Here is a 25,352-nt window from a genome sequence, read left to right on the forward strand (position 1 = left end):
CTTGACCGTCGGCGTTCGGGCCGCCGCTGTTACAACGGTTACCCATTTGCGTCTGCCTGAAAATTACAACGGTTACCGAAAACTGTCCAGAGGTGGTCCGAGGTCACCACGCCCGACGCCCGCGGGCGCTAGCCTGTCCACGACGGGGCACACAGGGGGACTCAGGGGCGCAGGACGGGCCCGGACAGACGGAGGCACGGTTTGGCGGCGCGGCTGAGGGACGTGGCAGAACGTGCGGGAGTGTCGGTCAAGACGGCCTCGAACGTGCTCAACCACCACCCGCACGTGAAGGCGAGCACGCGCGAGCGCGTCGAGGCGGCGATGGCCGAGCTTCACTACCGTCCCAACCTCTCCGCGCGCAGCCTCAAGCACGGGCGGGCCGGCTTCCTCGCCCTCGCCGTGCCGGCCATGGACTCGCCCTACTTCGCCGAGCTCGCGGCCCGCATCACCGAGGAGGCGGCTGCCCTCGGCTTCATCGTGCTGCTCGACGTGACGGGCGGTGACGCCGACGCGGAGCGCGTCGTGCTCGAGGGCATGCGGTCGCACGTCATCGACGGCGTCATCTTCTCGCCACTGGCCCTCTCGGCCGACGAGATCGGCCGCCGCGCCGACAACCTGCCGATGGTCCTGCTCGGCGAGCGTCCCGTGCCCACCGGCTTCGACCACATCGCCGTCGACTCCGTCGCCGCCGCGCGCGCCGCGACGGAACACCTTGTCGCACAAGGTCGCCGGCGTATCGCCGCCGTCGGGCGCGAGACGACACGAGGCACCGCGTCCGCGCGCCTTCGCGGCTACCGACAGGCCCTCAAGGCCGCCGGGCTGGACTACGACACCGACCTCATCATCGGGGTCCCGCACTTCGAACGGGCCGACGGCCACGCCGCGATGCGGCAGCTGCTCGACCTGCCCGAGCGACCCGACGCCGTCTTCTGCTTCAACGACCTCATGGCCATCGGTGCACTTCGGGCGTGCGTCGAGGCGGGGGTGCAGGTGCCGGAGGAGGTCGCCATCGTCGGCTTCGACGACATCGCCGAGACCCGCTACTCCAACCCCACCGTCACGACGATCTCGCCCGACCTGACCGGCCTGGCCCGGGCAGCGCTCGAGCTGTTGTCGCGCCGCATCGACGGTGACGACGGACCGGCCGAGGAGGTCGAGGTGGCCTGGACCCTCGAGGCCCGCGAGACGACCCTCGGGGTCCCGGCAGCACGCTCACGACGCCCCCGACGCACGGACACCGAGTCACGCGCCGACGGGACCACTCCCCTGGCCCGCTGAACGCATCCGGCCCGCCCATCCTCCGGACTCGCGGAGGGCCACGTCACGCCGGAGCACGGCGAGGCGCGCGAGCCGGTCGCGGCCGTCAGCGGAGTCGTAGGGCGCGACGCCGGCTGCGAAGTCGATGGCGTGCTGCCGCATCGTCTCCGTCGCCTGCCGGTAGGCGATCCAGTTCTCGTGCCACTGGAAGAGCTGCTGGAGCCCCTCCAGCACCACGATCAGGGCACCGAGCGAGGCGGTGACCCACGGGGTGGCGGACAGGCCGGCCGACACGGTCGCGGCGGCGGCGGCCGTCAGGCTGATGATCCGGGCAGACTGGTACGACAGGCGATTCGTCCTCGCTCCGTGACTGTAGGACGTGAACTGGTCGCGGTACGCCGTCCACGCCGCCGAGGCCGACTGCTCGGGGTCGGCCGGGTCCGGCAGCTCGTCGGACATCCATCCCGGGTTGGCGCCCATGCCACAGTGTCGCGCCCATCCACCCGTGCTGGAAGGGTTTTCGGGCTTCGACGTCAGAGGGTGGCGAGGAGGTAGGCCGTGAGCTCGGCAGGGTGCGACAGGGCAGCCAGGTGCCCGCCGGGGACGGTCTCGAGGTCGAGCCCGAGACGCTCGCGGGCGACGCGGCGCTGGAGGGCCACGGGGAAGAAGCGGTCGTCCGCGCCCGCGACGACCCGAGTGGGCACGTCGGGCCAGGAGGCGATGTCGCACGGCGTCTCGAAGGCACGGTCGACCTCGGGTCGCTGGTGCGCCTCTCCGGTCGCCGCGACCGCCGGGTCGACGTCGTGGAGGAAGTAGGTGTCGAGGTCGACGTCCTCGGTGTAGCCATCCGCCCGGGCGGCGGTGAGCCGCGCCTCCTCCGAGCCCACGGCGTCCCACCACTGCCCCGCCGTCTCCCCCGGCAGCGGGACCATGGCGTTGAGCAGCACGACCCGGGAGACCGGGCGCCGGGCCGCGACCATCGGGGCGGTGAAGCCACCCATCGACTGCGCGACGACCACCACGTCGTCACGGCCGGCGACCGCCTCGACGACGAGCGCTGCATACTCCGGTAGGCCGGCGTGCGGGTCGTCGCCGGGCAGGTCGACGGCGACGGCCTCGTGGCCCGCCTGCTCGAGCAGCGGCACGACGCGGTGCCAGTACCAGGCGGCGCCACCGGCCCCGGGGACGAGCGCAAATGTGGTCACTGTCCACATGGTAGACCTCGACGTCGTGGGAGCCCCGTGCCAAGGTGACCACATGGCTGAAGACACCACGATCTCGGACCGCATCACCTCGCTCATCGACGAGGAGCACCGCCTGCGCTCCTCGCTCCAGTCCGGCGAGATCACCGTCGACGAGGAGCACGCCCGGCTGCGCAGCGTCGAGGTCGAGCTCGACCAGTGCTGGGACCTGCTGCGCCAGCGGCGGGCCAAGCGCGAGTTCGGGCAGGACCCCGACACCGCCGAGGTCCGCTCCGAGCGCACGGTCGAGGGCTACACCGGCTGAACAGGCCTCTCCCTGGACGACACTCGCCATTCGAGCACGGCGAGCGAGGTCGCCACGACGGCACTCGTGACGAAGGAGCCCCCGGCGGCTCTCACCTCGAGCGCCTCGCGGCGACCGCGACCCCCACGGCTCCCAAGGCGGCGCCGCCGACCGCCCCGAGCAGGCCGTGGTGCTGGGAGGCCCAGACCTGTGGCGACCGGTCGGTGGAGCGGTCCGCGAAGGGGCCGCGGGTGCCGTAGTCGCGGTGCTCGTCCGCAGGCTGCTCGAGGTTGTCCGGACGGTCGGGGTCGCTCGGCTCGTCGGTCTGCTGGGAGTCGAACCCGGTACGGGCCAGGTAGCGGTCCAGCAGGCCGGGCGCCACCGCGTTGGCCACGAGCGTGCCGACGGTGCTGCCCCCCACCCAGTACTCCCGACGCTGCGGGTGGTCGGCGGCATGGACGACGGCGCCGGCAGCGACGTGCGGCTCGTAGATCGGCGCCACGGGCTGCGGCTTGCGGGGTAGCCGGGAGCGCACCCACCTGAACTGCGGGGTGTTGACAGCCGGCATCTGCACCATCGTCACTCGGACCGGGCTCTTGTCATGGAGCAGCTCGCACCGCAGCGCCTCGTGGAAGCCCTGGGTGGCGTGCTTGGCGCCGCAGTAGGCCGTCTGCAGCGGGATGCCCCGGTAGGCGAGCGCCGAACCGACCTGCACGATCGTGCCGGCGCCGCGCGCCTTCATCCGGGGAAGGATCGCCATGGTCGCGTAGACGTAGCCGAGGTAGGTCACCTCCGTGACCCGCCGGTACTCCTCCGGCGCGATCTCGTCGAAGGGTGCGAACACCGACGTGAAGGCCACGTTGACCCACACGTCCACCGGTCCGAGGTCCCGCTCGACGGTCTCGACGGCCCCCCTGACGTCGTCGGCGTCGGCGACGTCGACCGGGACGACGAGCGGCTGCCCTCCGGCGGCGCGCACCTCCTCGGCCGCAGCCTCGAGGCCTGCTGAGCCGCGGGCGAGCAGTCCCACTTTGGCGCCGCGCGCACCGAAGGCGATGGCCGTGGCGCGCCCGATGCCGCCGCTCGCGCCGGTCACGGCGACGACCTGGTTGCGGTGGGGGCCTGCCACGTTCATGGGGTTCCTCTCGTCGTACGGGCTGCGTCACGCCGGGGTCGGGCCGCGCCCGACGCCGTGCAGATTCATGCCCCTTACCCCGGGACGACGAGGCCGACGCGGCGCGCGACACGGCGACGCGTGCCCTGTGAGCCCCTGCGGCGGCCGGCCCCTTCCGGACGGCAGACCGCCGAGGACGTCACTCCGTGTCGAGACGAAGCCCGTGGCCGAAGGGGAAGAGCGGGTCGTCGTAGCCCGGGACGTCCTCGCCGTGTGCGCGCACCTGATCCATCGAACGGGGCAGGTCGAACGGCAGACGGCCCACGGGCGCGATGGTGCCGGTGAGGGCGTCGAGCAGGGCGTCGTCGCACGAGCCGAAGCTGCCGACGACCGCGGACGCGAAGCGCAGCAGCGGGGTGAGGACGGCCGGCCGGTCGAGCACGACGTCGACGACGAGCGGGCACACCGCGGCGATCCGCTCGAGGCGGGCGACGAGGCCGGGCGGGAAGTCGAGCGAGCCCTGGTGGAACCACGACTCGAGGAAGAGGTCCGAGCGCGGGTCGAACGGCGCCGTCAGGCGCACGACCGCGACGTCGGCGTCCTCGGGCCGGTCGACGAGCTTGCCGTGCCGGGCGACCGCCTCGGGTGAGACCTGCTCGGCGTAGATGCGCAGGCCATGCTCGAGCGGCAGCCGGCCACCCTCGTGGTGCAGCACGGTCACCGAACGGGCCTGCGCGGCATACCCCTCCTCGCGGAAGTCGTCGCGCCCGACCGTCGCCGCGGCCTCGTCCTCGTCGACGTAGGGGTTCTCGAAGAGGCCGAGACGGAACTTCACCGCCAGGATGCGGCGGGCCGACTCGTCGACGCGAGCCTCGGTGACGCGCCCCTGCGCGACGAGGTCGAGCAGGATCTCGACGCACTCCTCGCCACCGAACTGGTCGGCGCCGGCCTCGAGGATGAGCTCCATGCGGCCGTGCGGGTCGAGGTGCTCGACGCCCCAGGCGCGGGCGGGCAGCACCTGGTCTCCGACGTGGTTGTCGTTGACGAGCTCCCAGTCCGTGACGACGACGCCGTCGTAGCCGAGCTTCTCGCGGAGCAGCCCGGTGACCACCTGCTTGTTGTAGCCGAAGCCGATCGGCTCGATCTCGACGCCGTCGACGACGAGGTCGACCGGCATGCCGTAGTAGGGCATGATCCCCGCGGTGCCGGCCTCGATGATCGGCGGGAACGGCTTGAGGTGGTCGGCGAAACGCCCACCGGGATAGACCTGCTCGCGGCCGTAGGGGAAGTGCGCGTCCTCGCCGTCCTTCTGGGGGCCGCCGCCGGGGAAGTGCTTGCTCGTGCACGCCACGCTGCCGGAGCCGAGCGAATCCCCTTGGAAACCCTTGAGATAGGCGACACCGAGCTCGGTCACGAGGTCGGGATCCTGGCCGAAGGTGCCGGCCTGGCGGGCCCAGCGCGGCTCGGTCGCGAGGTCCAGGGTCGGGTGCAGTGCGGCACGGATGCCCACCGCGACGTACTCCTGGCGGGCGATGTCGGCGAAGCGTCGCACGGCGTCCGCGTCCCGGAGCGCCGCGAGGCCGAGCGGCTCGGGCCACTGCGAGAACGCGCCTGCGGAGAAGGACACCCCGACGTTCTCGATGAACGCGTGACGCGGGTCTGTCGACACCGTCACGGGTATGCCGTGTGGCGTGCGCTCGGCCAGTGCCTGCAGGGCGTTGCTCCACCTGGCCGCCATCCGCGGGTCGTCGAGCGCGTGGACGTTGAAGTGCGTGAGGTGCTTGTCGAGCACGACCGTGCTCGTCGGCGACTTGCTGATGCTGCCGGGGTGCTCGAGCACCGTGCCGTCCGAGCCGGCCTCGATGACGGTCTGGAACATCAGGCCGACCTTCTCCTCGAGCGAGAGCCGACCGAGCAGGTCCTCGACGCGCACCTCTACGGGGAGCCGGGGGTCCTCGTAGGGATCCATCCGGCCGTTTCCGTTGAGGTCGCGGTAGGCGACGCCGTCCTCGGTGGTGTGGAGCTCGGGGCGCACGGGAGGTGCCTTTCGTCGTGAGGGGTCCCGTGGCCGCCCGATCAGTGCGATCGGACGGCCACGGGGTGGAGGGGCGGGTCAGGCGACCGGGCTGGCGCCGAACTCCTCGATGCCGATGACGGGCCGCAGCGCGCGCTCGACGGCCGGGGTGCTGAAGCCGCGGCGGATGACGTCGTGGCCGAGCACGTTGCCGACGGCGCCCATGATCATCGCCTGGTCGAGCGAGAGGTAGCGGCGGGCCACGGTGCCGGAACCGACCGCGATGGCGTCGAAGAAGCCGCCCCGGCCGTAGGAGTCGAAGTCCGCCTGGAGCCGGGCGAGGTTGGTGAACGCCTCGTCGGGCTCGTGCATCATCGCGAGGAACGACGCGTGCGGCGTCACGACGCCGTCACCGTACGTGGGAGACGGGTTCGTCGCCGCGCGGCAGTCGCCGAAGCCCGGGTCGTAGTTCGTCCTCTCCTTGTCGGAGAAGTAGCCGTCGGGGTTGAGGCCGAGGGCGTCGACGCCGTACTCGCGGTAGCCGGCGAACGGGTCGCTCGAGGGGCTGAAGCCCCAGTAGCCGTAGCCGGCCTCGATGAGGCCGTGCTCGCGCTGGGCGCGGACGTGGTTGGGGTGGTTGCGGCCCCAGCTCTTGGGCGCCCACGCCGCCTCGTCGACGAAGACGTCGGGCATGAGCTCCTCGAACATGCTGCCGCCCCAGCCGGGAACGATGCGCGTGCCGCGGTAGGTGTAGGCGCCCTCGTAGACGTCGATCCCGTAGTAGGTGCGGTTCTCGCCGACGGGCTGCATCTCGTGCCACGACCAGTCGCAGGTCGCGGGGAAGGTGCGCCACATCGCGAAGTACTGCTTCGCCGGGATCTGGCCGGTGATGATGCCGAGGTAGCTCGTGATCCGGGTCTCGGAGACAGTCGTGTCGTAGTGGTGCGTCGTCAGCCACACGGGGTCGCCACCGATGTGGGTGCCCTGGTAGGTGCCGCCGGGGCGACCGTCCTCGTACGGGTAGAAGCCGCCGTGGATGAGGCCCCCGGTGCGCACCTGGTGGGCGGGGTCGCTGTTGTCGTTGTAGAAGGCGTCCCAGCGCATCCGGTCGAAGATCCGCCGGGCCCACGGCGCGGCGGCGGCGTCTGAGCTCTGCACGACGAGCAGGGCGGCTCCGAGCCAACCGTTGTCGACGCTCGAGCAGAACGGGACGACCTTGTCGCCGGATCCGGGCCAGGAGTGCAGGGCCTTGGCCGTGGCCTCGTCGTACCAGTTGTAGTACATGCCGCTCGGCGTGTGGTGCTCCATGCGCTCCACGGTCTTGAGGGTGCGGATGAGGCGGGCCGTCGCCTCGCCGCGCGTGATGATGCCCAGCTCACGGGCCGCGATCGTCGACCACAGGTAGCCGCCGATGTTCGTCGGTGACGTGTAGCCCGACCGGTCGCCCGCCGCCAGGGACTCGGGGATGTTGTCGGCCGGCAGGCCCGTCTTCGAGTCCGTCATCGCGACGAGGCTGCGCCACGTGTCGGCCGCCCAGGTGTGCACCGTCGCGCGGTCGAGGGTGCGGACGGCATACGCGCTCTTGCGGGAGGACGTCGCGGCCGAGGCCGACGGCGCGAGCGCGAAGGCGGCGACGGAGGCCGCGCCTCCGACGAGCAGCGCCCGGCGGCTCGTGGTGGTGGGCAGGGTCTTCGGAGTGCTGTCGTTCATGTCTGTCATGCGGCTGTGCTCCGTTCGGTTACTTGAGGCCGGTGGTGGCGATGCCCTCGATGAAGCGCTTCTGGAAGATCAGGAAGACGACGAGGATCGGGATGATGACCACGGTCGCCCCGGCGAGCAGCAGGCCGTAGTTCGTGCTGTTCTGACCGGTCGAGTAGAGGGCCAGGGCGACCGGAAGGGTGTACCTGTCCTCGGACTGCGCCACGACCAGCGGCCACAGGAAGTTGTTCCAGCTGCCGAGGAAGGTCAGGATCCCGAGCGTGGCCAGGGCGGGACCGCAGAGCGGCAGGATGATCCGGAAGAAGATGCGCAGCTCACCGGCACCGTCGACACGGCCCGCGTCGAGCAGGTCCTTCGGCAGGCCGAGGATGAACTGGCGCATGAGGAAGACGCCGAACGGGCTGACGAGGAAGGGCAGGAACAGGCCCGGGATGGTGTCGATGAGGCCCGCGTTGGCGACGAGCACGAAGAGCGGCACGAACGTCACGACCCCCGGGATCATGAGCGTGCCCATGACGGCGGTGAAGATGACCTTCTTGCCCTTGAAGTCGAGCATCGCCAGGGCGTAGCCGAGCATCGAGCAGAAGATGAGGTTGCCGGCCGTGACGACGACCGCGACGACGATCGAGTTGGTGAAGTACTGCCCGAAGTTCAGCTTGCTGAACAGCTGGGTGTAGTTGTCGAGCGAGGCGCTCTCGGGCAGCCATGTCGGCGGGACCTGGCGCAGCTCGCCCTCGCCCTTGAAGCTGCCGAGCACCATCCAGGCGAAGGGGGCGATGACGGCGACGAGTGCGACGGTGAGCAGCAGGTAGAGCCACCAGCGTGAGCCCTGGCTCGAGCCGACCATGCCGGAGCCGGTGCGGCTGGTCCTGCCCGGCCGGGACGGCGCCGGAGCGCCGGGTGCGGCCGGTCCGACCGGTCCGGCCGGCTTCGGTGCGGTGTCGACGGACATGGTCACGTCCTCTCTCGGAGCAGGCGGAACTGGAGGGCCGTGACGATCGCGATGACGACGAAGATGAGGTAGCTCATCGCCGATGCGTAGCCGTAGTTGCCGAAGCCGAACTGCTGGTAGGTGTACATCGACAGCGAGATTGTGCTGTTGAGCGGCCCACCCTTGGTCATGACGAACGGCTCCTCGAAGAACTGGAGGTAGCCGATGGCGGTCGTGACCATGACGAACAGCAGCGTCGGGCGCAGCAACGGCATCGTGACGTAGCGGAACCGCTTCCATGCGCCGGCGCCGTCGATGGCGGCCGCCTCGTGCAGCTCGGCGGGCACCGCCTGCAGCCCGGCGAGGAAGATGATCATCGCCGTGCCGAAGTTGCGCCAGGACGCCATGAGGATGAGCGAGGGCATCGACCAGTTCGGGTCACCGAGCCAGTTGGGCCCGGTGATGCCGACCCAGCCGAGCGCGGTGTTGATGAGGCCGCCCGGGTCCTGCAGGAGGAAGCGCCACACGACGGCCACCGCGACGATCGAGGTGATGACCGGCATGTAGAAGCCGAGACGGAAGACCGCACGGAAGCGCGTGATCCCCTTGTCGAGCGCGACCGCCGCGGCGAGCGCGACGACGAGCGTCAGCGGCATCCCGACGAGGACGAAGTATGCCGTGTTGCCGGCAGCCTTGCGGAAGGTCGGGTCCGACAGCGCCTTGGTGAAGTTGTCGAGCCCGATGATGTTGACACTGAAGGGATGCCGCAGGTCGCGAGCCTTCGTGTCGGTGATGCTCATGAAGAGCGACTGGATCACCGGCCACGCCGTGAAGGCGAGGAAGAGCAGGCAGAAGGGGATCGCGAGGATCCAGGCCGCCCGCCCCTCCCGCCGGCGGGACGAGTCGTCCCGCCGACGGGTACCGGTCGTGCCGGTCTGGACGGTCATCGGACTACAGACCCGTCCCGATGGACTCGGCCTGCTGCTGGGCCGTCTTGAGGCCCGTCGCCGGGTCCTCACCGGTCTTGGTGATCTTCTCCATCTCGGTGTCGAGACCCTTGACGGCCTGCTCCCACGTCGGGAACGACGGCGGCGCCTTGGCCGTCTCGAGCTGCTTGCCGAAGACGGCGAGCTTCTTGTCCGAGGCGAGGGCCGGGTCCTGCCAGGCGCTCTTGACCGAGGGGAGGTCGGTGGAGATCGTGTACCACTTGGCCTGGACCTTGGGGTCGCTCAGCCACTGGACGAACTTCCACGAGGTGTCGCGGTTCTTCGTGTTCTTGAAGACGACGAAGTTCGAGCCACCGACGAACGAGGACGACCCGGCCGAGCCGGCGGGGATCGGCGCGACGTTGTACTTGTCCTTGAAGCCGGCGCCGCCGACCTTCTCGACCGCGGACATCATCCACGGGCCGGAGATGAACATCGGGACCTTGCCGCTCGCGAAGTCGGGCTCGGTCGTCGGGGTCGCCGGGGCGCTCTTGTTGGAGATGCCGTCGGTGAAGAACGACTGGTAGTACTGCGTCGCCTTGAGCATGGCCGGGCTGTCGAAGTTGTAGGACTTGCCGCCGTCCTTGGTGAGGTCGGCGCCGTCGCTCCAGGCGAACGGCATGACGGTCTGCCACGAGCCCTCGCCGCCGGCCTGCAGGCCGATGCCGTACTTCGCGCCGGCCTTGGTCTGCATGGCCTTGGCCATGTCGTGCAGGCCCTGCCAGTCGGACGGCGGCGCGTCGTAGCCGGCCTTCTTGGCGAGGTCGGTGCGGTAGTAGAGGACGCGGGTCTCGACGTACCACGGGATGCCGAAGGAGGTGCCGTTCACCTCGGTCGTCTTCTGCGCGCCGTCGAAGAAGGCGGACTTGTCGATCTGCGCGGGGGTCGGGTCGAGCGCGTCGCTGCTCGCGAACTCGCCCATCCACGTCGTGCCGACCATGGCGACGTCCGGGGTCTTGCCGGCCGTGATGGCGGTGGTGAACTTGTCGTGCGCGGCATCCCACGGGATGGCCGTGACCTGGATCTTGACGCCGGGGTTGGCGGCCTCGAAGTCCTTGGTCAGCTTGGACAGGTTGTCACCCTCGGCACCCATGGCCCAGACGGTGATCGTGCCGCTGGCCTTGCCGGTGCTGACGGCGGCGCCCGTCTGTCCGGCGGCCGTGCCGCCGTTGTCGGCGCTGCGACCGCAGGCGGTCACGGTGAGGGCCGCGGCAGTCATGCACGCGACCGTGATGGCTGTAGTGCGTCTCATCGGTGTCTCGCTTTCTCAGGTGTTCTCCGACGGCTGTGTCGGGGTGTGGGGGGCGGGGTGGTGTCGGGTGGTGGGGTGGCTGGTGGCGTGGGTGGGTCTGGCGTCGGGACGCCGGGCCGGTCAGCGTCGGGCGCAGCCGCAGGACCCGCGGATGACGACCTCGGTCGGCAGGACCTGTGGCTCGAGCCGGGGCTGGCCGCCCGAGACGCGCTGGTGGAGGCGCTCGGCGGCGATGACGCCGAGCTCGTGGACGGGCTGTCGCACCGTCGTCAGGCCGGGCCGGACGTAGCGGGAGGTCATGACGTCGTCCCAGCCGACGACCGCGATGTCGCCGGGGACGTCGCGGCCGGCGTCCTGCAGGTGGGTCATGATCGCGAGGGCGAGCTCGTCGTTGGCGCAGACGAGGGCGTCGGCCTCGATCTCGCCGGCCAGGATGCGCTCGGCGACGGCCTCGCCCTCCCCCTCACGGAAGGGCACGCGGACCGGCGGGGCGGGCTCGAGACCCCGGGCGCGGTGGGCGGCGACGAAGCCGGCGTGACGCTCGGTGATGTCGGGGGCGCCTTCGGGATCACCGACGAAGACGAGCCGGGTGCGGCCGTGGGCGAGCACGTGCTCGGTGAGCTGCTCGGCGCTGTGGGCGTTCTCGGCGCGGACGCTCTCGATGCCCTCCTGGGGCGTGCCGGCGATGATGACGACGGGCTTCTGGCCGTGGAGCGCCCGGGCGACTGCGGGCGGCATGGCGGCCGAGCCCAGCACCGCGATCGCGTCGACGTGGGTGGCGAGCTGGCGGACGGCGCGGGCGAGGTCGGCCTTGCCGTCGGTCAGCATGAGCGTGACGCTCTGGCCGAGCTCGGCGGCGCGGGACTCGAAGCCCATGAGCAGCTCGGAGTAGTAGGGACCGGAGAGCTCGGGGAGCACGAGACCGTGCGCCTCGTGGTGCCGGACAGCGAGGCTGCGGGCGGCGCCGAGCGGCACGTAGTTGAGCTCCTCGACGGCGTCGAGCACCTTCTGGGTCGTCTTCGCCGAGACCGTGCCGGCACCCTGCAGGACCCGCGAGACCGTGGCGATAGAGACGCCCGCGTGCTCGGCGACGGAGTAGATCGTGGCGCCGGCCGACGTCGTCGACGTGAGAGCGGGTGTTGAGCTGCCGTCGTGCGTCCGTGCTGTCGCCATGGGGGTCCCGCCTCTCGCGTCTCGTCGTTGAGTGATGTGTCGCGACCAGGCCCCCGTCCGGGTCTCCCCGGCTCTGTAAGCGCTTACATCTGCGCTCCCCATAGTGCACAGGTCGGACCAATCACGCAAGGGCTGGTCGCCGTCGGGGACGCAGATGAGGGGCCGGTCGGGGTGTCGGCGACACCCCTTCCAGCCCCTCGTCGTCAGTGCTGACAGGTACCCGCGGGCGTATGCGGTGCGGTGCTTCCCGCGACGCCGCTTGGTCGGAGCTACGAGTCGCCTAACCCGTTGCCGCGCAAGCGGATCGGGTCGAAGCGCCTATGCCGGCTCGGCAGTCCATCGGCTGTCGAGCATCACGCCAGGCTCCCGCAGCTCGTTCTCCCCAGGCCAGGCCCGGATCCGGACCGGGACGTCCCGGAAGAAGAAGTACGAACTCGTGGCTGTCGAGGGGACTCGGGCACACCGGCGGACGGGTGGCACGCGTCCACGGAGGCCTCGCAGGTCACCCCTGCATCAGGCCGATCATGTTGCCGTCGGCGTCCGCGAGGACGGCGACGGTGCGCCCACCGCCGACGTTCGTCGCCTTCTGCCTGACGGTGGCCCCGGCCTCGACGAGGGACGCCGTGGTCGCCTCGAGGTCGTCGACCGACCAGTAGGGCGTGCCGCCCGTCAGGCCCTTGCGGTGGCCGTTCGGGTCGAGCGCGATCTCCTGGCCGTCGACGTTGTAGCCGACGTAGTAGGCCTCGTCGGTGTGCGGCTGCGCGCCAAGCAGGGTCGAGAAGACCTTCTTGGCGGCGTCGAGGTCGGCGACGGGGTAGATGAGGGTGTTCACGGCAGACATCGGTGTCTCCTTCTCTCGTGCGGTGTCACATCGGGTGGCACCGGCTCGTCAGTGCTATGACGGATCACGACCCGAGGATGTGACGACGATGGACGAGAGCTCCCGCGAGGAGTGGCTGGCCCGCGACTTCGAGCAGCAGCGACCGCGGCTGCGCGCCGTGGCCTACCGGGTGCTGGGCTCGGCGGCCGACGCGGACGACGCCGTGCAGGAGGCGTGGCTGCGGCTCAGCCGGAGCGACACGAGCGAGGTCGCCAACCTCGCCGGCTGGCTGACGACCGTCGTCGGGCGGATCAGCCTCGACATGCTGCGGTCACGTGGCTCCCGGCGTGAGGACAGCTGGGACGCCGGCCTCGCCGAGCTCGTCGGGACCGGTGACGCCCGCGTCGCCGCGACCTCTCCGGCGCAGCAGCCGCCCGACCCGGCGAGCGAGGCCGAGCTCGCCGACAGCATCGGCCTGGCCCTGCTCGTCGTCCTCGACACGCTCGCCCCCGCCGAGCGGCTCGCCTTCGTGCTCCACGACCTCTTCGGTATGCCGTTCGAGCAGATCGCGGACATCATCGACCGCTCCCCTGCCGCCACCCGCCAGCTCGCGAGCCGCGCCCGACGACGCGTGCGGTCGGCAGACGCCGAAGAGTCGAGCCCCGCCCGCACGCGGCAGCGCGAGGTGGTGGGCGCCTTCCTCGCGGCGGCGCGCGGCGGCGACTTCACCGCGCTGCTCGGGATGCTCGACCCCGACGTCGTGCTGACGGCTGACGCCGCGGCCGTCGCGATGGGCGCCCCCGAGGCGCTGCGCGGCCCGAACGCCGTGGCCCAACGCTTCAACGGCGGCGCCAGGTCGGCGCGGCTCGCGGCCTTCGACGGCGGAGTGGGTGCGGTGTGGACGTTGCACGGCGAGCCCCAGGTGGCCTTCCGCTTCACCGTCGAGGGCGACCACGTCACCGGGATCGAGATGGTGGCCGACCGGACCCGGCTCGCCGCGATGGAGATCTACTACCTGACCTCCTGAGACCTGGACGGTCCTCCGGAGCCGCGGGCGGCCACCGTCTATCGTCGATGGTGTGGCGGAGGGGATGCGTGCGGCGGTCGTGCTCGGCTCGGGCGGGGCCCGGGGCTATGCCCACATCGGGGCGCTCGAGGTGCTCGCGGAGCGCGGGTTCGAGGTCGTCTCGATCGCGGGCACGTCGATGGGCGCCCTCGTCGGCGGCGTCGCGGCGGCGGGCAAGCTCGAGGCCTACACCGCCTGGGCGCGCAGCCTCACCCAGCGCGAGGTGTGGCGGCTGCTCGACCTCAGCATCACCTCGCCGAACGGCGCGATCCGCGCCGAGCGCATCATCGCCAAGGTCGGCGAGATCCTCGAGGGAGCGACGATCGAGAGCCTGCCGATCCCCTACACGGCGGTCGCGACCGACATCAACGCCCGGCGCGAGGTGTGGTTCCAGCGCGGGCCGGTCGAGCACGCGATCCGGGCCTCGATCGCGATCCCCGGCGTCATCACCCCGGCCGTCATCAACGGGCGGGTGCTCGTGGACGGCGGCCTCATCAACCCGATCCCCATCGAGCCGACCGCAGCGGCGGCCGCCGACCTCACGATCGCGGTCTCGCTCTCGGGACTGAGGGCGACCGGGGGCCCGACCACCCCGGTCAAGGAGTCGTCGGAGCAGCGCCCTCACCAGGAGTGGACGACTCGCCTGCGCCGGAGCGCCGCCGAGGTGCTCGAGTCCGAGCGCGTCCGGGCCATCACGAGCCGGTTCGGGGGGCACTCGCGCGACCTCGAGCACGACCAGACCATCCCGCCCGAGGCCGTCGACGGCCTCCCGCAGACACCGATGGACGCGCTCGTCGTCCGCTCCGCCGACGTCGGGCTCGTCGACCTGCTCAACATGTCGTTCGAGACGATGTCGGCCCTCATCTCGCGCTACCGGATGGCGAGCAACCCGCCCGACGTGCTCGTGACGGTCCCGTCCAACGCCGTGCGCACGCTCGACTTCCACCGGGCCGCGGAGATGATCGAGCTCGGCCGCCAGCTGACGACCGAGGCCCTCGACCACGCCGGCTACTGATCCCGGCGCGCTGTCGGTGGCGCGGGCGAGACTGGCACTGTGGTCCTCCTGCACGCCGACGCCGACGCCTTCTTCGCCTCGGTCGAGCAGCGCGACGACCCGTCCCTGCGCGGGCGCCCGATGGTCGTGGCCCACGAGGTCGTCGCCTGCCCGTCCTACGAGGCCCGCGCCCTCGGCATCCACGCCGGCATGCCGCTGCGCCAGGTGCGGCGGCGCTGGCCGCAGGTGCTCGTGACGGGCTACCGCTCCGAGGCCTACGAGGAGGCGTCAGCGCGGCTGTTCGAGATCTTCCGCCGGTTCACGCCCCTCGTCGAGCCGGGCTCGGTGGAGGAGGCGTTCCTCGACGTCACCGGGCGCGACCGGGGCGACCCGCGAGGGCTCGCCGTCGCCCTGCGCGCCGCGGCCCGCGCCGAGGTCGGCCTGCCCGTCTCGGTCGGGGTCGGGCGCACCAAGCTCATGGCCAAGCTCGCGAGCCGCCGCGCCAAGCCCGACGGCCTGATCGTCGTCGACGCGGAGCTGGAGGCCCGGGCGCGGCCGCGCCTGCGTCTCGACGAGCTCTGGGGCGTCGGGCCCACGACCTACGAGAAGCTCCACGCCGCAGGCCTCTTCGTCGTCTCGGACCTCCACGGCCTCGACGAGGACGACCTCAAGCCCATCGTCACCACGGCCATGGCGCGCCGTCTCGTCTCCATCGCGCGCGGCACCGACGACGCGACGGTCCGCCTCCCGGGGCCGCGCCGGTCGGTGAGTGCGACCCGGTCCTTCGCCGCCACCCGGACCCGGTCCAAGGTCGTCGCCGTGCTCGACGAGTGCGTCGACCGCGCCGTGACCCGGGTGCTCGGGCTGGACGGCCCGCCGCGGCTCCCGAACCGGCTCGAGGTGCTCGTCCGCTACGACGACGGAGCCCAGGCGCTCCGGCGCGGGCCGCTCGAGGCCCCGACGCTCGACCCTGCCGTCCTGCGGACCGCGGCCGGACACCTGCTCGAGCAGACGGCATACGAGGACGACGGGCGTGGCGTCTCCATGGTGGGCATCACCCTGCCCCTGCCTGCGCCCGCTTGACCTCCAGTGGGCTCGAGGTCGCAGCATGGTCGCGTGACCACACCCCCCTCCGCTCCCGAGGTGGCTGCCTACCTCTCGCGCATCGGCGCCGCGGCTCCCCAGGCGCCGACGGCAGCGGCCCTCGCCTCCCTGCACCGGGCGCACCTGCTGGCGGTGCCCTTCGAGAACCTCGACATCTCCCTCGGCCGGCCCATCCGACTCGACCGGGATGCCTTGCTGCGCAAGGTGGTCGACGCGCACCGGGGCGGCTACTGCTACGAGCTGAACGGGCTCTTCGCGCTGCTGCTGCGCAGCCTCGGGTATGCCGTCGACCTCGTCTCCGCGCGGGTGGCCTCTGCGGGCGGCGGCCTCACCGAGGACTTCGACCACCTGGCGCTCGTCGTGACGGGCGGCGACCTCGACGGGGCGGTGCTCGCCGACGTCGGCTTCGGGGACGCGTTCATCGAGCCGCTCGCGCTGCGAGACGGGGAGCAGCGCGCCGAGCCGGGCAAGCACGTCGGCCTGGTGCGCGACGGGGCACTCTGGCACTACCGGGAGCGACAGCCCGACGGTGAGTGGCACACGCAGTACGTCTTCACCCAGGCGTCGCACCCGCTGGCCGACTTCGAGGAGCGCAACGTCTGGCAGCAGACGTCGGCCGAGAGCCACTTCACTCGTTCGCGCGTGGTCTCACGCCTGACCGCCACCGGGCGCATCACGCTGAGCGGCGACCGGCTCATCACGACGACGCACGGGCGACGGCACGAGACCGCGCTGCCCGACGAGGACGCCGTCCGGGCCGTCCTCGCCGAGCACTTCGGCATCGACCTCGGCTGAGGCCGGGCGGCACTCAGTCCCAGGCGTCCCTGGTCGGGCGACACAGGCAGAACGGGTGGCCGGCCGGGTCGGCGTAGACGCGGAAGCCACGCTCGGGCCGTTGCTGCGGCGGGTCGACCGGGTCGAGGGCCGTGCCGCCCAGGGCGAGCACCCGCTCGTGGGCGGCCACGATGTCGCCGACGACGAAGTCGAGGTGAGCCTGCTGCTGACCGCGCGGCCAGTCCGGCGACTCGTGGCCGGGCGCGACCTGGGTGGCGATGCGCGGCCCGTCCCACACGACGTTGAACCAGTCGCCGTCCGGGTCAGCGTCGACCGTCCCGCCGAGCAGGTCGGCATAGAACTGCGCGACTCCGGCGGCGTCGGCGCAGTCGAGCGCGACGCAGTCCCAGCCGATCTTCGATGCAGGGGTCTGAGGGTCCTGAGTGCTCGTCATGCACCCAGCCAACCACCGCCGGGGGACAGCGGTCAGCGGGACGGCTCGGGCCAGACGAGGGTCGTCGAGGTGACGGGTCGCACCGTCGAGCTCGGACTCGAGCCCGCGAGGGTGACGGTGTGCGTCCCCGGCGGCAGGTCGGCGAAGGTCGCCACCCCGTGACCGGCCCGCAGCTTCGGCTCGGCCGTGGCGAGCACCTTCCCCTTGGCGTCCCGCACCGAGACGGTCACGGCCTTGCGCGGCGGGTCGTCGCCCGGGTCGTCCGCCTCGAGGTCGAAGGCCACCTTGAGCGGCTGGCCCGCCGTGACGAGGTCTGGCACGACGGCCCGCACGTTCGTGTCGGTGATCTCGCGGCGGCGGACCGGCTGGGCCGTCAGGATCTCCTGCACCTGGTCGAGGACGAACTGGTTGCACTGGAGGTTCGTGTGCTGCTCGGGCACGCGCACGGCCAGGTTGGTGTCGAGGGCCTCCCCCAGGCCGACCGCGCCGGTCAGCGAGACCGTGCCGTCGCCGTAGTCGTTGTCGGAGCCGAAGGTCTGCGACGTGACGGCGTGCCCGTCCTGGAACGTGACCGTCGTCTGGCTCGGCTGGCGGATGCCGACGACCATGTGCGTCATGGTGCGGCTCGCCGGTCGCGCCGTCTCCGCGGCCTGCAGGTCGGTGTGGAAGGCCATCGCGTCGGCGACCATCGCCGTGCTGACGTTGGGCACCGAGACCTCCGTCGTCTTGGCCCAGCCGCCCCCGTTGCTGATGCAGGCGTACTCCGGCAGCAGCTGGAAGAGCGAGGGCATGCTGCGGGAGAAGTCCGTCAGGTCGAGCGACAGCGGACCGATCCCCTTCTTGACCCCGTTGACGAGCTGCTCGAGCGCGTCGGTCGCCCCGCGCCACGGCGTGCCGAGCGTGATGAGCTTGCGGGTCACCTCGGCCCCGCCGCACTTCTCGATGTACCAGCGTGCGATCAGGCCACCCATGGAGTGGCAGATGAAGACGACCCTGGCGTCGGCATACGCCCCGCCCTGCGCCCGCAGCTGCTCGAGCGCCGGCTCGACGACGGTCTTCAGGCGCTCCCCGTTGTAGCGGTTCGACAGGCGCCAGTCGTAGGCGAAGGCGATGAGGGTGGCCGGCTTGCCGCCCGTCCCGCGCTGGTAGCCCTGCTTCTCGAGGGCACTGACGAGCACGTCGTAGCCGCGGATCGGCGTCCAGATGCCCGGCAGGACGTGGACGTCCGGCATGAGACCGACCGGCTCGACGCCGTCGTCCGGGTGGCCGTCGCCGATCCCCTCGGGCAGGGCCTTCTTGAGGATCGACTGGCCGCCGGTGAGCAGCTTCCACACGGCGCCGGCGCTCGGGGCCCAGATGAGGTGCTCGCTCGCCGGGGAGCCGTCGTCACCGCGGACCCCGAGGGTGCTGCCGGTGATGCCCGGAAGCACCACGACCAGATCGTTGCTCGTCATGCCGAACCACCCATCCTGCGTCGGTGAACTGTCGGTGGAGTCCCCCCGCACAACGGTGGCACCACCGACCCACGCTGATACGCAAAACGGCCAAGCCTGCCCTCGAACCCGGCGTCCGCGGACAAGGGGTATGGATGCGGCACAGTGGATCCGGAAGCCTCCGGACGACAGAAAGGCCCACCGTGGACATCACCGACGTCATCCTTCGCCAGCACGACGAGCAGCGACGGATGTTCGCCATGCTCGAGGAGTGGCCGCGCGACGACCACGAGGGCCTCGCCGCGATCTGGAAGCGCCTCGAGATCCTCCTCGAGACGCACGCCGAGGCCGAGGAGCTCTACTTCTACCCCGAGCTGCTGCGCATCGGCACGGGCGGCGCCGATGCCGAGTCCGTCGACGAAGAGGTGGAGGACGCGGTCAAGGACCACAACGACATCCGGAAGTCCGTGCGCAAGGTCGGCCGCTGCCGCACCGGCTCCGAGGCGTGGTGGACGGCGGTCGTCGACGCCAACGTCCACAACAGCGACCACATGGGCGAGGAGGAGCGCCAGGACCTCGCCGACTTCCGCCAGCGCGCGAGCCTCGAGCTGCGCCACGAGATCGCCGTCCAGTTCCTGCGCTACGAGGCGGTGCGCTGGGCCGAGGGGATCACCCCGAAGGACAAGGACCCGAAGCGCTACGTCGCGGCGAAGAAGACGAGCACGGCGTCGGCCACCGCCAAGAAGGCCGCGAACCAGGCCAGGAAGGCAGCGAAGACCGCCCCCGCCCGCGCCGCCCGGTCCAAGAAGGCGTCGGCCGGCGCCTCCGAGGAGTAGCGAGCCGAGCAGAGCTGGGCACTCGAGTCGGCCGGTCGGCCGGTCGGCCGGTCGGCCGGTCGAGAGGTCGCCGGTCGAGAGGTCGCCGGGAGGTCAGGGCAGGTGGGCGCTCGAGGCGAGCGCACGGCATACGTGGTCGTATGCCGTGGGGCTGCCGGCGGCGACCAGGCCCGGGGGCGCGGTGTCGCGGGGTGAGTAGGTGACGCCCTCGGTCGTGCCGAGCAGCCCACCGGCCTCGGCGAGCAGGAGCGAGCCCGGCACGTGGTCCCACGGGGCGGCGGACGCGTAGAGGATGTAGTCGGCCTCGCCCTCGACGAGCTTGGGGTAGTCGATGCCGCAGGACACCCAGGTCAGCGTCATCGGCTGGAGCCCGGCGAGGGCCTGTCCGATCCAGGCCCGGCGCGACGTGCGGCCTCTCAGCGCGGCGTCGTCGCGCTGCGGGACCGTCAGGCGCTGCGAGCCGTCGGCGTCGTGGCGCCAGGTGCCGGAACCGCGCTCGGCGACGTAGCCGACCTCGTGCTGCGGCTGCCAGATCCAGGCCCGCACCGCCTCGCCGGCGACGGTCTCGCTCACCATGACGGCGTGGTCCTTGGAGCCGTGGACGAAGTTCTTCGTGCCGTCGACGGGGTCGACGGTGAACGCGTGGTCCGCGACGGCATAGCGGTCCATGAGCGCCGGGTCACCGGCGAAGGTCTCCTCGCCGAGCACGACGGCGTCGGGGTAGGCGGCGACGAGGGCCTCGGTGATGAGCACCTCCGCCTCGCGGTCGGCGTCGGTCACGAGGTCACCCGGGCGCTTCTCGTGGATCTCGCCGTCGGCGAGCGCCCGGAACCGGGGGTTGATGACCTGCTCGGCCACGTCCTTCAGGAGGCTCAGCACCTCGTCCGTCTGCACGCCCCCAACCTAGCGACCCCGACTGGGCGCGCCGTCTCCACCGCCCAGTACTCAGCGCTCCGTGGTCAGCGCTCCGGTCGCAGGTGCTCGGGCACGGCGAGCCACCAGCCGAGGATGCCGCGCGCGATCTCCGGCATCGCCCGGGGGTCCGGTCCGGGCACGGGCAGTGCGTCGGCGAGCGCCCTCAGCAGGTCGCGGCGCCCGCGCATGCCGAGGACGTAGACGAGGCCCCGCAACAGCTCGGCGTGCAGCTCGTCCTGCAGCTCGGCGGGCCCGCTCCCCGTCCCGGCCGCGACGACCTCGGCGACGCGACGCGCGAAGGCGGCCTCACGCTCGTCGCGCCGGCGGCCCGGACCCTCGACGGTGTTGCCGACGACGTAGCCGGCCTCCATCGCGACGGTGGGCGGCGTGGCGGGTGACAGGGCGTAGCGCTCGAACATGTCGAGGTCCTCGACCTGTCCCATCCAGCTCAGGACGGTGGCGCTCTCGTGCGCGGCCACGTGGTCCTGTCGTGCCATGGCGTCGGCGAACGCGGCAGCGTGCACGCTGCCGATGATCGAGCTCTGCGGCGAGAGCATGAGGATGCAGAGGGCGTTGGAGCGGTCCTCCTCGTTCGTCTCGCCCAGCGCCGTCTGCAGCAGGTCGCCGAGGATCGGCTCGCCGGCGGCGGCCCGCCCCTCGCCGGCCTCGAGCACCGACCGGATCCGCTGGTGCGCCTCGCGGATCGCCCGCGAGGTGATCGCCCGCCCGTCCCGGATGATCGAGGCGGCGGCTTGCCGGTCCTCCGCCGTGAGGACGGCCGCGACGCGGTGGCTGCCGGCCGGACCGAGGGTGCGCACGAGGTTGGCGGCGCCGCGGTGCACGAGGTAGGGCTGGTCGGGGTCGCGTAGGTGCCGCACGGCGAGACGGACGGCCTCGAGCCGGGTCTCCGGGTCGAGACGGGCGCCGCGCACGAGGGTCGTCAGGACGATGAGGCAGGCGCGCAGCGAGCTCGGGCTGGTCGGCTCGCGCAGCTGCCCGAGGAGCACCGAGAGGGCCTGCGGGTCGCGGGTGAACTGCAGCAGGCTCAGGGTGTCGTTGTAGAACTGCGCGTCGGGACGGGCGACGACCTCCTCGGCGAGCCCGGCGACGACGGCTCCGCTCCGGGGGTGCCCGGCGAGGCGCGCGAGGGCCTCGGCGCGCCGGGCGTAGTCGAGGTGGAGGCCGAGGCTGAGCTCCTGGAGCAGCCGTCGGAAGATCCGCTCCCAGTCCGACGCGCGGACCATCGCGTGCGGCATCCGGCCGAGGTTGTCGGAGAGGCGGTCCCAGTCCAACCCGGTCATCCGCTCGTCCGCGAGGGCGCGCTCGAGGAGCACGAGGGTCGCGTCGACGTCGGGGTCGGTGCGCGGCGGCAGCGTCGCGGCCGACCGGACCGGCTTGCGGGAGCGGGCGAAGAAGTCGATGGCGCTGAGCAGCTGCCCCTCCGGCAGGGCGAGCACCGTCTCGTAGCGACGCACGAGCGCCCGGGTCATCTCGACGCCGCCGTTCTCCCACCGCCCCACCTGCGCCCGGTGGACCGGCTCGGCCCGGCCCGCCCCCTGGGCGAAGCCGGCGGCGCTGCGCAGCGCCGGGTCGGCGGCGTGCAGCCGGGCGTTGCGCAGCACCCACTGCATCTCCTCGCTCAGCACGCCGTGCTCCGGGTGTGCGTCGGCGTTGTTGCGCGCGGCACGGACCTGCGCAACCTGGGACGGACACGGCATACGACCTTCATAGGGTGGCGGTCGAGCCCGATGCTCAGGGACGGGAGTCGCGGCCAGGGGGAGACTCCCGTCCCGACATCGGGCGTCCCTGTGTCCCAGGCCCGCCCGCACGACTGTGCGACCCCTGTCAGCGAGCTCACCGCAACCCCTTTCACGTGGCCGACGACCCGTGTCGCCTGGCCCGTACCCACCCCCGAGTTGCGCCCGTCAGGTCGTCACGCAACGCGTGTTCGTCCCGACCGTCCATTGGGTACGGTAGGCCTCGGAACGCAGCCTGTGGAGGGGAAGCGGGCCACTGGACCGGGAGCCGGCTGTGCTGGCTCCCGGTCCTTGTCGTTCCCCGGACGCCTCGCGGGCGGCAAACCGCGGTGACGAGGGCGTATGCCGGCTGGCAGGCTGACGCCGTGACCGACACCTCCCAGCCGCCCGCCGACGCCCCCCGCGACACCCCACCGGTCGTCACCCTGACCGATGGCGTCGTGACCCTCCGGGCGCACTCCGTGGACGACGCCGACGCGATCGTCGAGCAGAGCACCGACCCCGAGAGCCTGCGCTGGACGACGGTCCCCCGCCCCTACTCGCGCGAGGACGCGCTGGGCTGGGTCGAGCACAACCTCGGCGCGTGGGGTGAGCCCGGCGGCACCCGCTCGTGGGCGATCGAGTGGACGGACGAGACGGGCGCGGCCCGCTACGGCGGCACCATCGACCTGCGTCCCGGGGCGGCGCCGTCCGCCGGCGAGCTCGGTTTCGGCCTGCACCCGGACGCCCGGGGCCGGGGACTGATGTCGCGCGCGGTCCGGCTCGTCGTCACGCACGCCTTCGCGACGCCGGTCTGGGGCGCGCCGGTCAGCCGCGTCCACTGGCGCGCGGTCGTCGGCAACTGGGGCTCACGCCGCGCCGTGTGGGCAGCCGGCTTCTCCTTCCACGGCACGATCCCGGGCAGCCACCCCGACCCGGAGGGCGGCCTCGAGGCCCTCGACACGTGGACCGGCAGCATCACCCCGGGCGACCCGCTCTCGGCGCAGACGCCGTGGCTCGCCCCGCCACCGATCGCGGGCGAGCGGGTGCGCCTGCGGCCCTGGCGACCGGACGACGTCGACGCCATCGAGCCGCGCCACGACCCCGAGCACTGGATGCCGCCCCGGTCGATCCTGCGGCCCGAGACCTTCCCGACGTGGCTGCGCACGCGGCAGGAGCGGATGTCCGAGGGAACGGCCGTCGACTGGTGCGTGGCCGACCTCGAGACCGACCGCGCCCTCGGCAGCGTCACCCTCTTCAGCCGGGGCGGCCCGATCGGAGACACGGCCGAGCTCGGCTACCAGTTCTTCCCGAGCGCCCGCGGTCGCGGCGCCGCCAAGGAGGCGTCCCGGCTCGCCGTCGGCCACGCGCTGGCTCCGGCGGGCGAGGGTGGCCTGGGGGTGCGCCGGCTCGTCGCCGAGACCGCGGCCGACAACGAGGCGAGCAACGCCGTGCTGCGCTCGGTCGGCTTCGTGGAGTTCGGGCGTGAGCACGCCGTCGACCGGGTCGCCGGCGGCGGCTGGGGCGACGGCCTCCACTGGGAGCTGCTGCCGCCGGGCGCGACCGACTGACGGACCACGGCGCCCCTGTCGGGGTCGGTCCGGGTATGCCACGGTTGAACCCTGCGCCGCCCGCCACGAACCGGGCGGCGCGGCCGACGGAAGGACACCCGATGAGGCTCGCTCACGAGCAGGAGCTCGACGCACCGCGCGACGCGGTCTGGGCGAACTTCATGGACCTGCGCCGGATCGGTCGCTGCTTCCCCGGGGCGAAGGTCACCGAGGTCCACGGCGACGACTTCGTGGGCGAGATCAAGGCCAAGCTCGGGCCGCTGTCGATGTACTTCGACGGGACCGGGTCGATGGTCGAGCGCGACGAGGACGGCGGCCGGGCGCGCCTCACGGCGACGGGGCAGGAGCGGCACGGTCTCGGCAAGGCCACCATCGACATCACGCTGACGTTGCGCGCGACCGGCACGGACGACCGCACCCGCGCGCACCTCGTGACCGACCTCGTCTTCCTCGGCTTCCCGATGGACTTCGGCACCGGTCTCGTGCAGCGCGCCTCCGACCCGCTCATCGAGCGTTTCCTCAGCTGCATGGCCGTGTCCGGGGCGGTCCCCGACGCCGAGGCGGACGACGAGGGGTCGCTCGACCTCGTCCGCTCCGCGAGTGACCTGCTCGGCTCGTTCCGGCGCGACCGCCGTGAGCGCAAACGCCGATGAGGGTCGCTGTCGTCGGCGCGAGCGGCTACGTCGGGTCGCGGCTCGTGCCGGAGCTGCTCCGCCGCGGCCACGACGTCGTGGCCACGCACCATCGGAGCCCGTCGACGGCATACCCCTGGTCGGGTGACGTCGAGTGGCGACGCGTCGACGTGCAGGACGAGGAGCGCGTCGTCGAGACGCTGCGTGGTGTCGACGCGATCTGCTACCTCGTGCACGGGCTCGACGACCCGGACTTCATGCGGCTCGACCGTCAGGCGGCCGACAACGTCGCGTATGCCGCGGGCGTCGTGGGCGCGTCGCGGCTCGTCTACTTCTCGGGGATCGTGCCCGACCTGCCCACCGACGAGCTGTCGGACCACCTGCTCTCGCGGCTCGAGGTCGAGGAGATCCTCGCGACGGCGGACTGCTCCGTGCTGACGCTGCGGGCATCGATGGTCGTGGGGGCCGGGTCGACGAGCTTCGAGGTGATGCGTCAGATGTCGCACCGGCTCGGGCTCGTGCAGACCGTCCCCGCGTGGATGGGCAGCTCGGTCATCCAGCCGGTCGCGGTCGCTGACGCCGTGTGGTTCCTCGCCGAGGCGCTCGAGCGGTCCGGAGTGACCGGGCACCTCGACGTCGTCGGGCCCGACCGGCTCAGCTACGTCTCGCTGCTGAGGACGTATGCCGCCCGCGCCCGCCTGCTGCGCGTGCAGCTGCCCGTGTGGCTGGCGCCGGTCGAGACGGTCGCGCGCGTGGCCGGCCTCCTCGTCGACGTGCCCAGCGGGACCGTGCAGTCGCTCATCCCGAGCCTCGGGCACGACATGGTCGGCGACCGCGATGCTGCCGACGTGCTCGGAGAGCCTCCGGCCGGACGGTTGGGAGTGGCCGACGCCGTGTCGCGGTCGCTGGCCACGACCCGGGCTGGCGACGGCGCAGTGGACGGCGCCTCGGTCGATGGTGACCCGCAGGCCCCGTCGGCCGGTGACCCGGCGTGGGCGCGGCACCGGTCGGTCACGGGCTGGATCTGGTCGGCCGTCCGCGGCCGGTAGCCGTGGACGGCCGGTGCCCCGTCACACCGCCGGGGCA

At 72.1% G+C, this 25,352-nt stretch carries 24 protein-coding genes; 10 read left to right on the forward strand and 14 right to left on the reverse strand.

Annotation, left to right across the window (positions count from 1 at the left end; translation table 11 throughout):
* Nucleotides 1-222: 222 nt before the first annotated feature.
* On the forward strand, nt 223-1,278 hold the full coding sequence (locus ABD831_RS04010) for a LacI family DNA-binding transcriptional regulator (protein ID WP_344941842.1): 1,056 nt from the start codon (nt 223-225) through the stop codon (nt 1,276-1,278).
* Here the strand turns inward: ABD831_RS04010 and ABD831_RS04015 are convergent.
* Complete coding sequence (locus ABD831_RS04015; RefSeq protein WP_344941845.1) at nt 1,243-1,737, reverse strand: DUF4231 domain-containing protein; 495 nt, start codon at nt 1,735-1,737, stop codon at nt 1,243-1,245. The two genes, ABD831_RS04010 and ABD831_RS04015, sit on opposite strands and share 36 nt — an antisense overlap.
* Nucleotides 1,738-1,790: 53 nt before the next feature.
* Nucleotides 1,791-2,462, reverse strand: coding sequence for an alpha/beta fold hydrolase (locus ABD831_RS04020; protein ID WP_344941848.1), 672 nt, complete (start codon nt 2,460-2,462; stop codon nt 1,791-1,793).
* A gap of 52 nt (nt 2,463-2,514) precedes the next feature.
* On the opposite strand from ABD831_RS04020, the gene ABD831_RS04025 reads away from it, so the two are divergent.
* Complete coding sequence (locus ABD831_RS04025) at nt 2,515-2,763, forward strand: DUF2630 family protein (protein WP_344941851.1); 249 nt, start codon at nt 2,515-2,517, stop codon at nt 2,761-2,763.
* A gap of 91 nt (nt 2,764-2,854) precedes the next feature.
* On the opposite strand, the gene ABD831_RS04030 is transcribed toward ABD831_RS04025, so the two are convergent.
* From ABD831_RS04030 to ABD831_RS04065, 8 genes are all read right to left on the reverse strand, one after another.
* The gene (locus ABD831_RS04030; protein ID WP_344941854.1) at nt 2,855-3,877 is read right to left on the reverse strand and encodes an SDR family oxidoreductase; all 1,023 of its coding nucleotides are present in this window, start codon (nt 3,875-3,877) and stop codon (nt 2,855-2,857) included.
* Nucleotides 3,878-4,055: 178 nt separating this feature from the next.
* Complete coding sequence (locus tag ABD831_RS04035; RefSeq protein WP_344941857.1) at nt 4,056-5,891, reverse strand: glycoside hydrolase family 3 protein; 1,836 nt, start codon at nt 5,889-5,891, stop codon at nt 4,056-4,058.
* A 78-nt stretch (nt 5,892-5,969) separates the two neighbouring features.
* Entirely contained in the window at nt 5,970-7,589 is a 1,620-nt protein-coding gene (locus ABD831_RS04040) for a glucoamylase family protein (protein WP_344941861.1), read from the reverse strand.
* A gap of 19 nt (nt 7,590-7,608) precedes the next feature.
* Complete coding sequence (locus ABD831_RS04045) at nt 7,609-8,541, reverse strand: carbohydrate ABC transporter permease (protein ID WP_142175866.1); 933 nt, start codon at nt 8,539-8,541, stop codon at nt 7,609-7,611.
* Between the two features lie 2 nt (nt 8,542-8,543).
* A complete protein-coding gene (locus ABD831_RS04050) occupies nt 8,544-9,467 on the reverse strand; it encodes a carbohydrate ABC transporter permease (protein ID WP_344941864.1) in 924 nt (307 codons plus the stop codon).
* Between the two features lie 4 nt (nt 9,468-9,471).
* Complete coding sequence (locus ABD831_RS04055) at nt 9,472-10,725, reverse strand: sugar ABC transporter substrate-binding protein (protein WP_344941868.1); 1,254 nt, start codon at nt 10,723-10,725, stop codon at nt 9,472-9,474.
* A 153-nt stretch (nt 10,726-10,878) separates the two neighbouring features.
* On the reverse strand, nt 10,879-11,931 hold the full coding sequence (locus ABD831_RS04060; protein WP_344941871.1) for a LacI family DNA-binding transcriptional regulator: 1,053 nt from the start codon (nt 11,929-11,931) through the stop codon (nt 10,879-10,881).
* Nucleotides 11,932-12,433: 502 nt separating this feature from the next.
* Nucleotides 12,434-12,772: a VOC family protein gene (locus tag ABD831_RS04065; RefSeq protein ID WP_344941874.1), complete on the reverse strand. Its 339-nt coding sequence runs from the start codon at nt 12,770-12,772 to the stop codon at nt 12,434-12,436.
* 88 nt (nt 12,773-12,860) lie between these two features.
* Between ABD831_RS04065 and ABD831_RS04070 the strand changes: the two genes are divergently transcribed.
* From ABD831_RS04070 to ABD831_RS04085, 4 genes are read left to right on the forward strand one after another with little or no spacing between them, the layout of a single operon-like run.
* Nucleotides 12,861-13,778 (forward strand): sigma-70 family RNA polymerase sigma factor, encoded by a 918-nt coding sequence (locus ABD831_RS04070; RefSeq protein WP_344941877.1) that lies wholly within the window; start codon nt 12,861-12,863, stop codon nt 13,776-13,778.
* A gap of 52 nt (nt 13,779-13,830) precedes the next feature.
* Nucleotides 13,831-14,832: a patatin-like phospholipase family protein gene (locus tag ABD831_RS04075; RefSeq protein ID WP_344941880.1), complete on the forward strand. Its 1,002-nt coding sequence runs from the start codon at nt 13,831-13,833 to the stop codon at nt 14,830-14,832.
* A 39-nt stretch (nt 14,833-14,871) separates the two neighbouring features.
* The gene (locus ABD831_RS04080) at nt 14,872-15,894 is read left to right on the forward strand and encodes a Y-family DNA polymerase (protein WP_344941883.1); all 1,023 of its coding nucleotides are present in this window, start codon (nt 14,872-14,874) and stop codon (nt 15,892-15,894) included.
* 33 nt (nt 15,895-15,927) lie between these two features.
* Complete coding sequence (locus tag ABD831_RS04085; RefSeq protein WP_344941886.1) at nt 15,928-16,710, forward strand: arylamine N-acetyltransferase family protein; 783 nt, start codon at nt 15,928-15,930, stop codon at nt 16,708-16,710.
* Between the two features lie 13 nt (nt 16,711-16,723).
* On the opposite strand, the gene ABD831_RS04090 is transcribed toward ABD831_RS04085, so the two are convergent.
* Nucleotides 16,724-17,143 carry a VOC family protein gene (locus ABD831_RS04090; RefSeq protein ID WP_344941889.1) on the reverse strand — a complete coding sequence of 140 codons (420 nt, stop codon included), beginning with the start codon at nt 17,141-17,143 and terminating at the stop codon, nt 16,724-16,726.
* A gap of 32 nt (nt 17,144-17,175) precedes the next feature.
* Entirely contained in the window at nt 17,176-18,597 is a 1,422-nt protein-coding gene (locus tag ABD831_RS04095) for an esterase/lipase family protein (RefSeq protein ID WP_344941894.1), read from the reverse strand.
* A 182-nt stretch (nt 18,598-18,779) separates the two neighbouring features.
* Between ABD831_RS04095 and ABD831_RS04100 the strand changes: the two genes are divergently transcribed.
* Nucleotides 18,780-19,412, forward strand: a complete 633-nt coding sequence (locus ABD831_RS04100) for a hemerythrin domain-containing protein (RefSeq protein ID WP_344941897.1) — start codon at nt 18,780-18,782, stop codon at nt 19,410-19,412.
* A 93-nt stretch (nt 19,413-19,505) separates the two neighbouring features.
* Here ABD831_RS04100 and ABD831_RS04105 read toward each other — a convergent pair whose 3' ends face one another.
* Nucleotides 19,506-20,306 (reverse strand): inositol monophosphatase family protein, encoded by an 801-nt coding sequence (locus ABD831_RS04105; protein ID WP_344941899.1) that lies wholly within the window; start codon nt 20,304-20,306, stop codon nt 19,506-19,508.
* A 65-nt stretch (nt 20,307-20,371) separates the two neighbouring features.
* Nucleotides 20,372-22,045 carry a hypothetical protein gene (locus ABD831_RS04110; RefSeq protein ID WP_344941902.1) on the reverse strand — a complete coding sequence of 558 codons (1,674 nt, stop codon included), beginning with the start codon at nt 22,043-22,045 and terminating at the stop codon, nt 20,372-20,374.
* Nucleotides 22,046-22,449: 404 nt separating this feature from the next.
* Here ABD831_RS04110 and ABD831_RS04115 point away from each other — a divergent pair, with 404 nt between their 5' ends.
* The 3 genes from ABD831_RS04115 (at nt 22,450) to ABD831_RS04125 (ending at nt 25,315) form a co-directional block, all read left to right on the forward strand.
* Nucleotides 22,450-23,634: a GNAT family N-acetyltransferase gene (locus ABD831_RS04115; protein WP_344941907.1), complete on the forward strand. Its 1,185-nt coding sequence runs from the start codon at nt 22,450-22,452 to the stop codon at nt 23,632-23,634.
* A gap of 101 nt (nt 23,635-23,735) precedes the next feature.
* Nucleotides 23,736-24,287 carry an SRPBCC family protein gene (locus ABD831_RS04120; protein ID WP_344941910.1) on the forward strand — a complete coding sequence of 184 codons (552 nt, stop codon included), beginning with the start codon at nt 23,736-23,738 and terminating at the stop codon, nt 24,285-24,287.
* Entirely contained in the window at nt 24,284-25,315 is a 1,032-nt protein-coding gene (locus ABD831_RS04125) for an NAD(P)H-binding protein (RefSeq protein ID WP_344941913.1), read from the forward strand. The genes ABD831_RS04120 and ABD831_RS04125 overlap by 4 nt, the downstream gene beginning before the upstream one ends.
* The last annotated feature ends 37 nt before the right edge of the window (nt 25,316-25,352 follow it).

The sequence above is a fragment of the Terrabacter ginsenosidimutans genome (assembly GCF_039539425.1).
GTDB lineage: Bacteria > Actinomycetota > Actinomycetes > Actinomycetales > Dermatophilaceae > Terrabacter > Terrabacter ginsenosidimutans.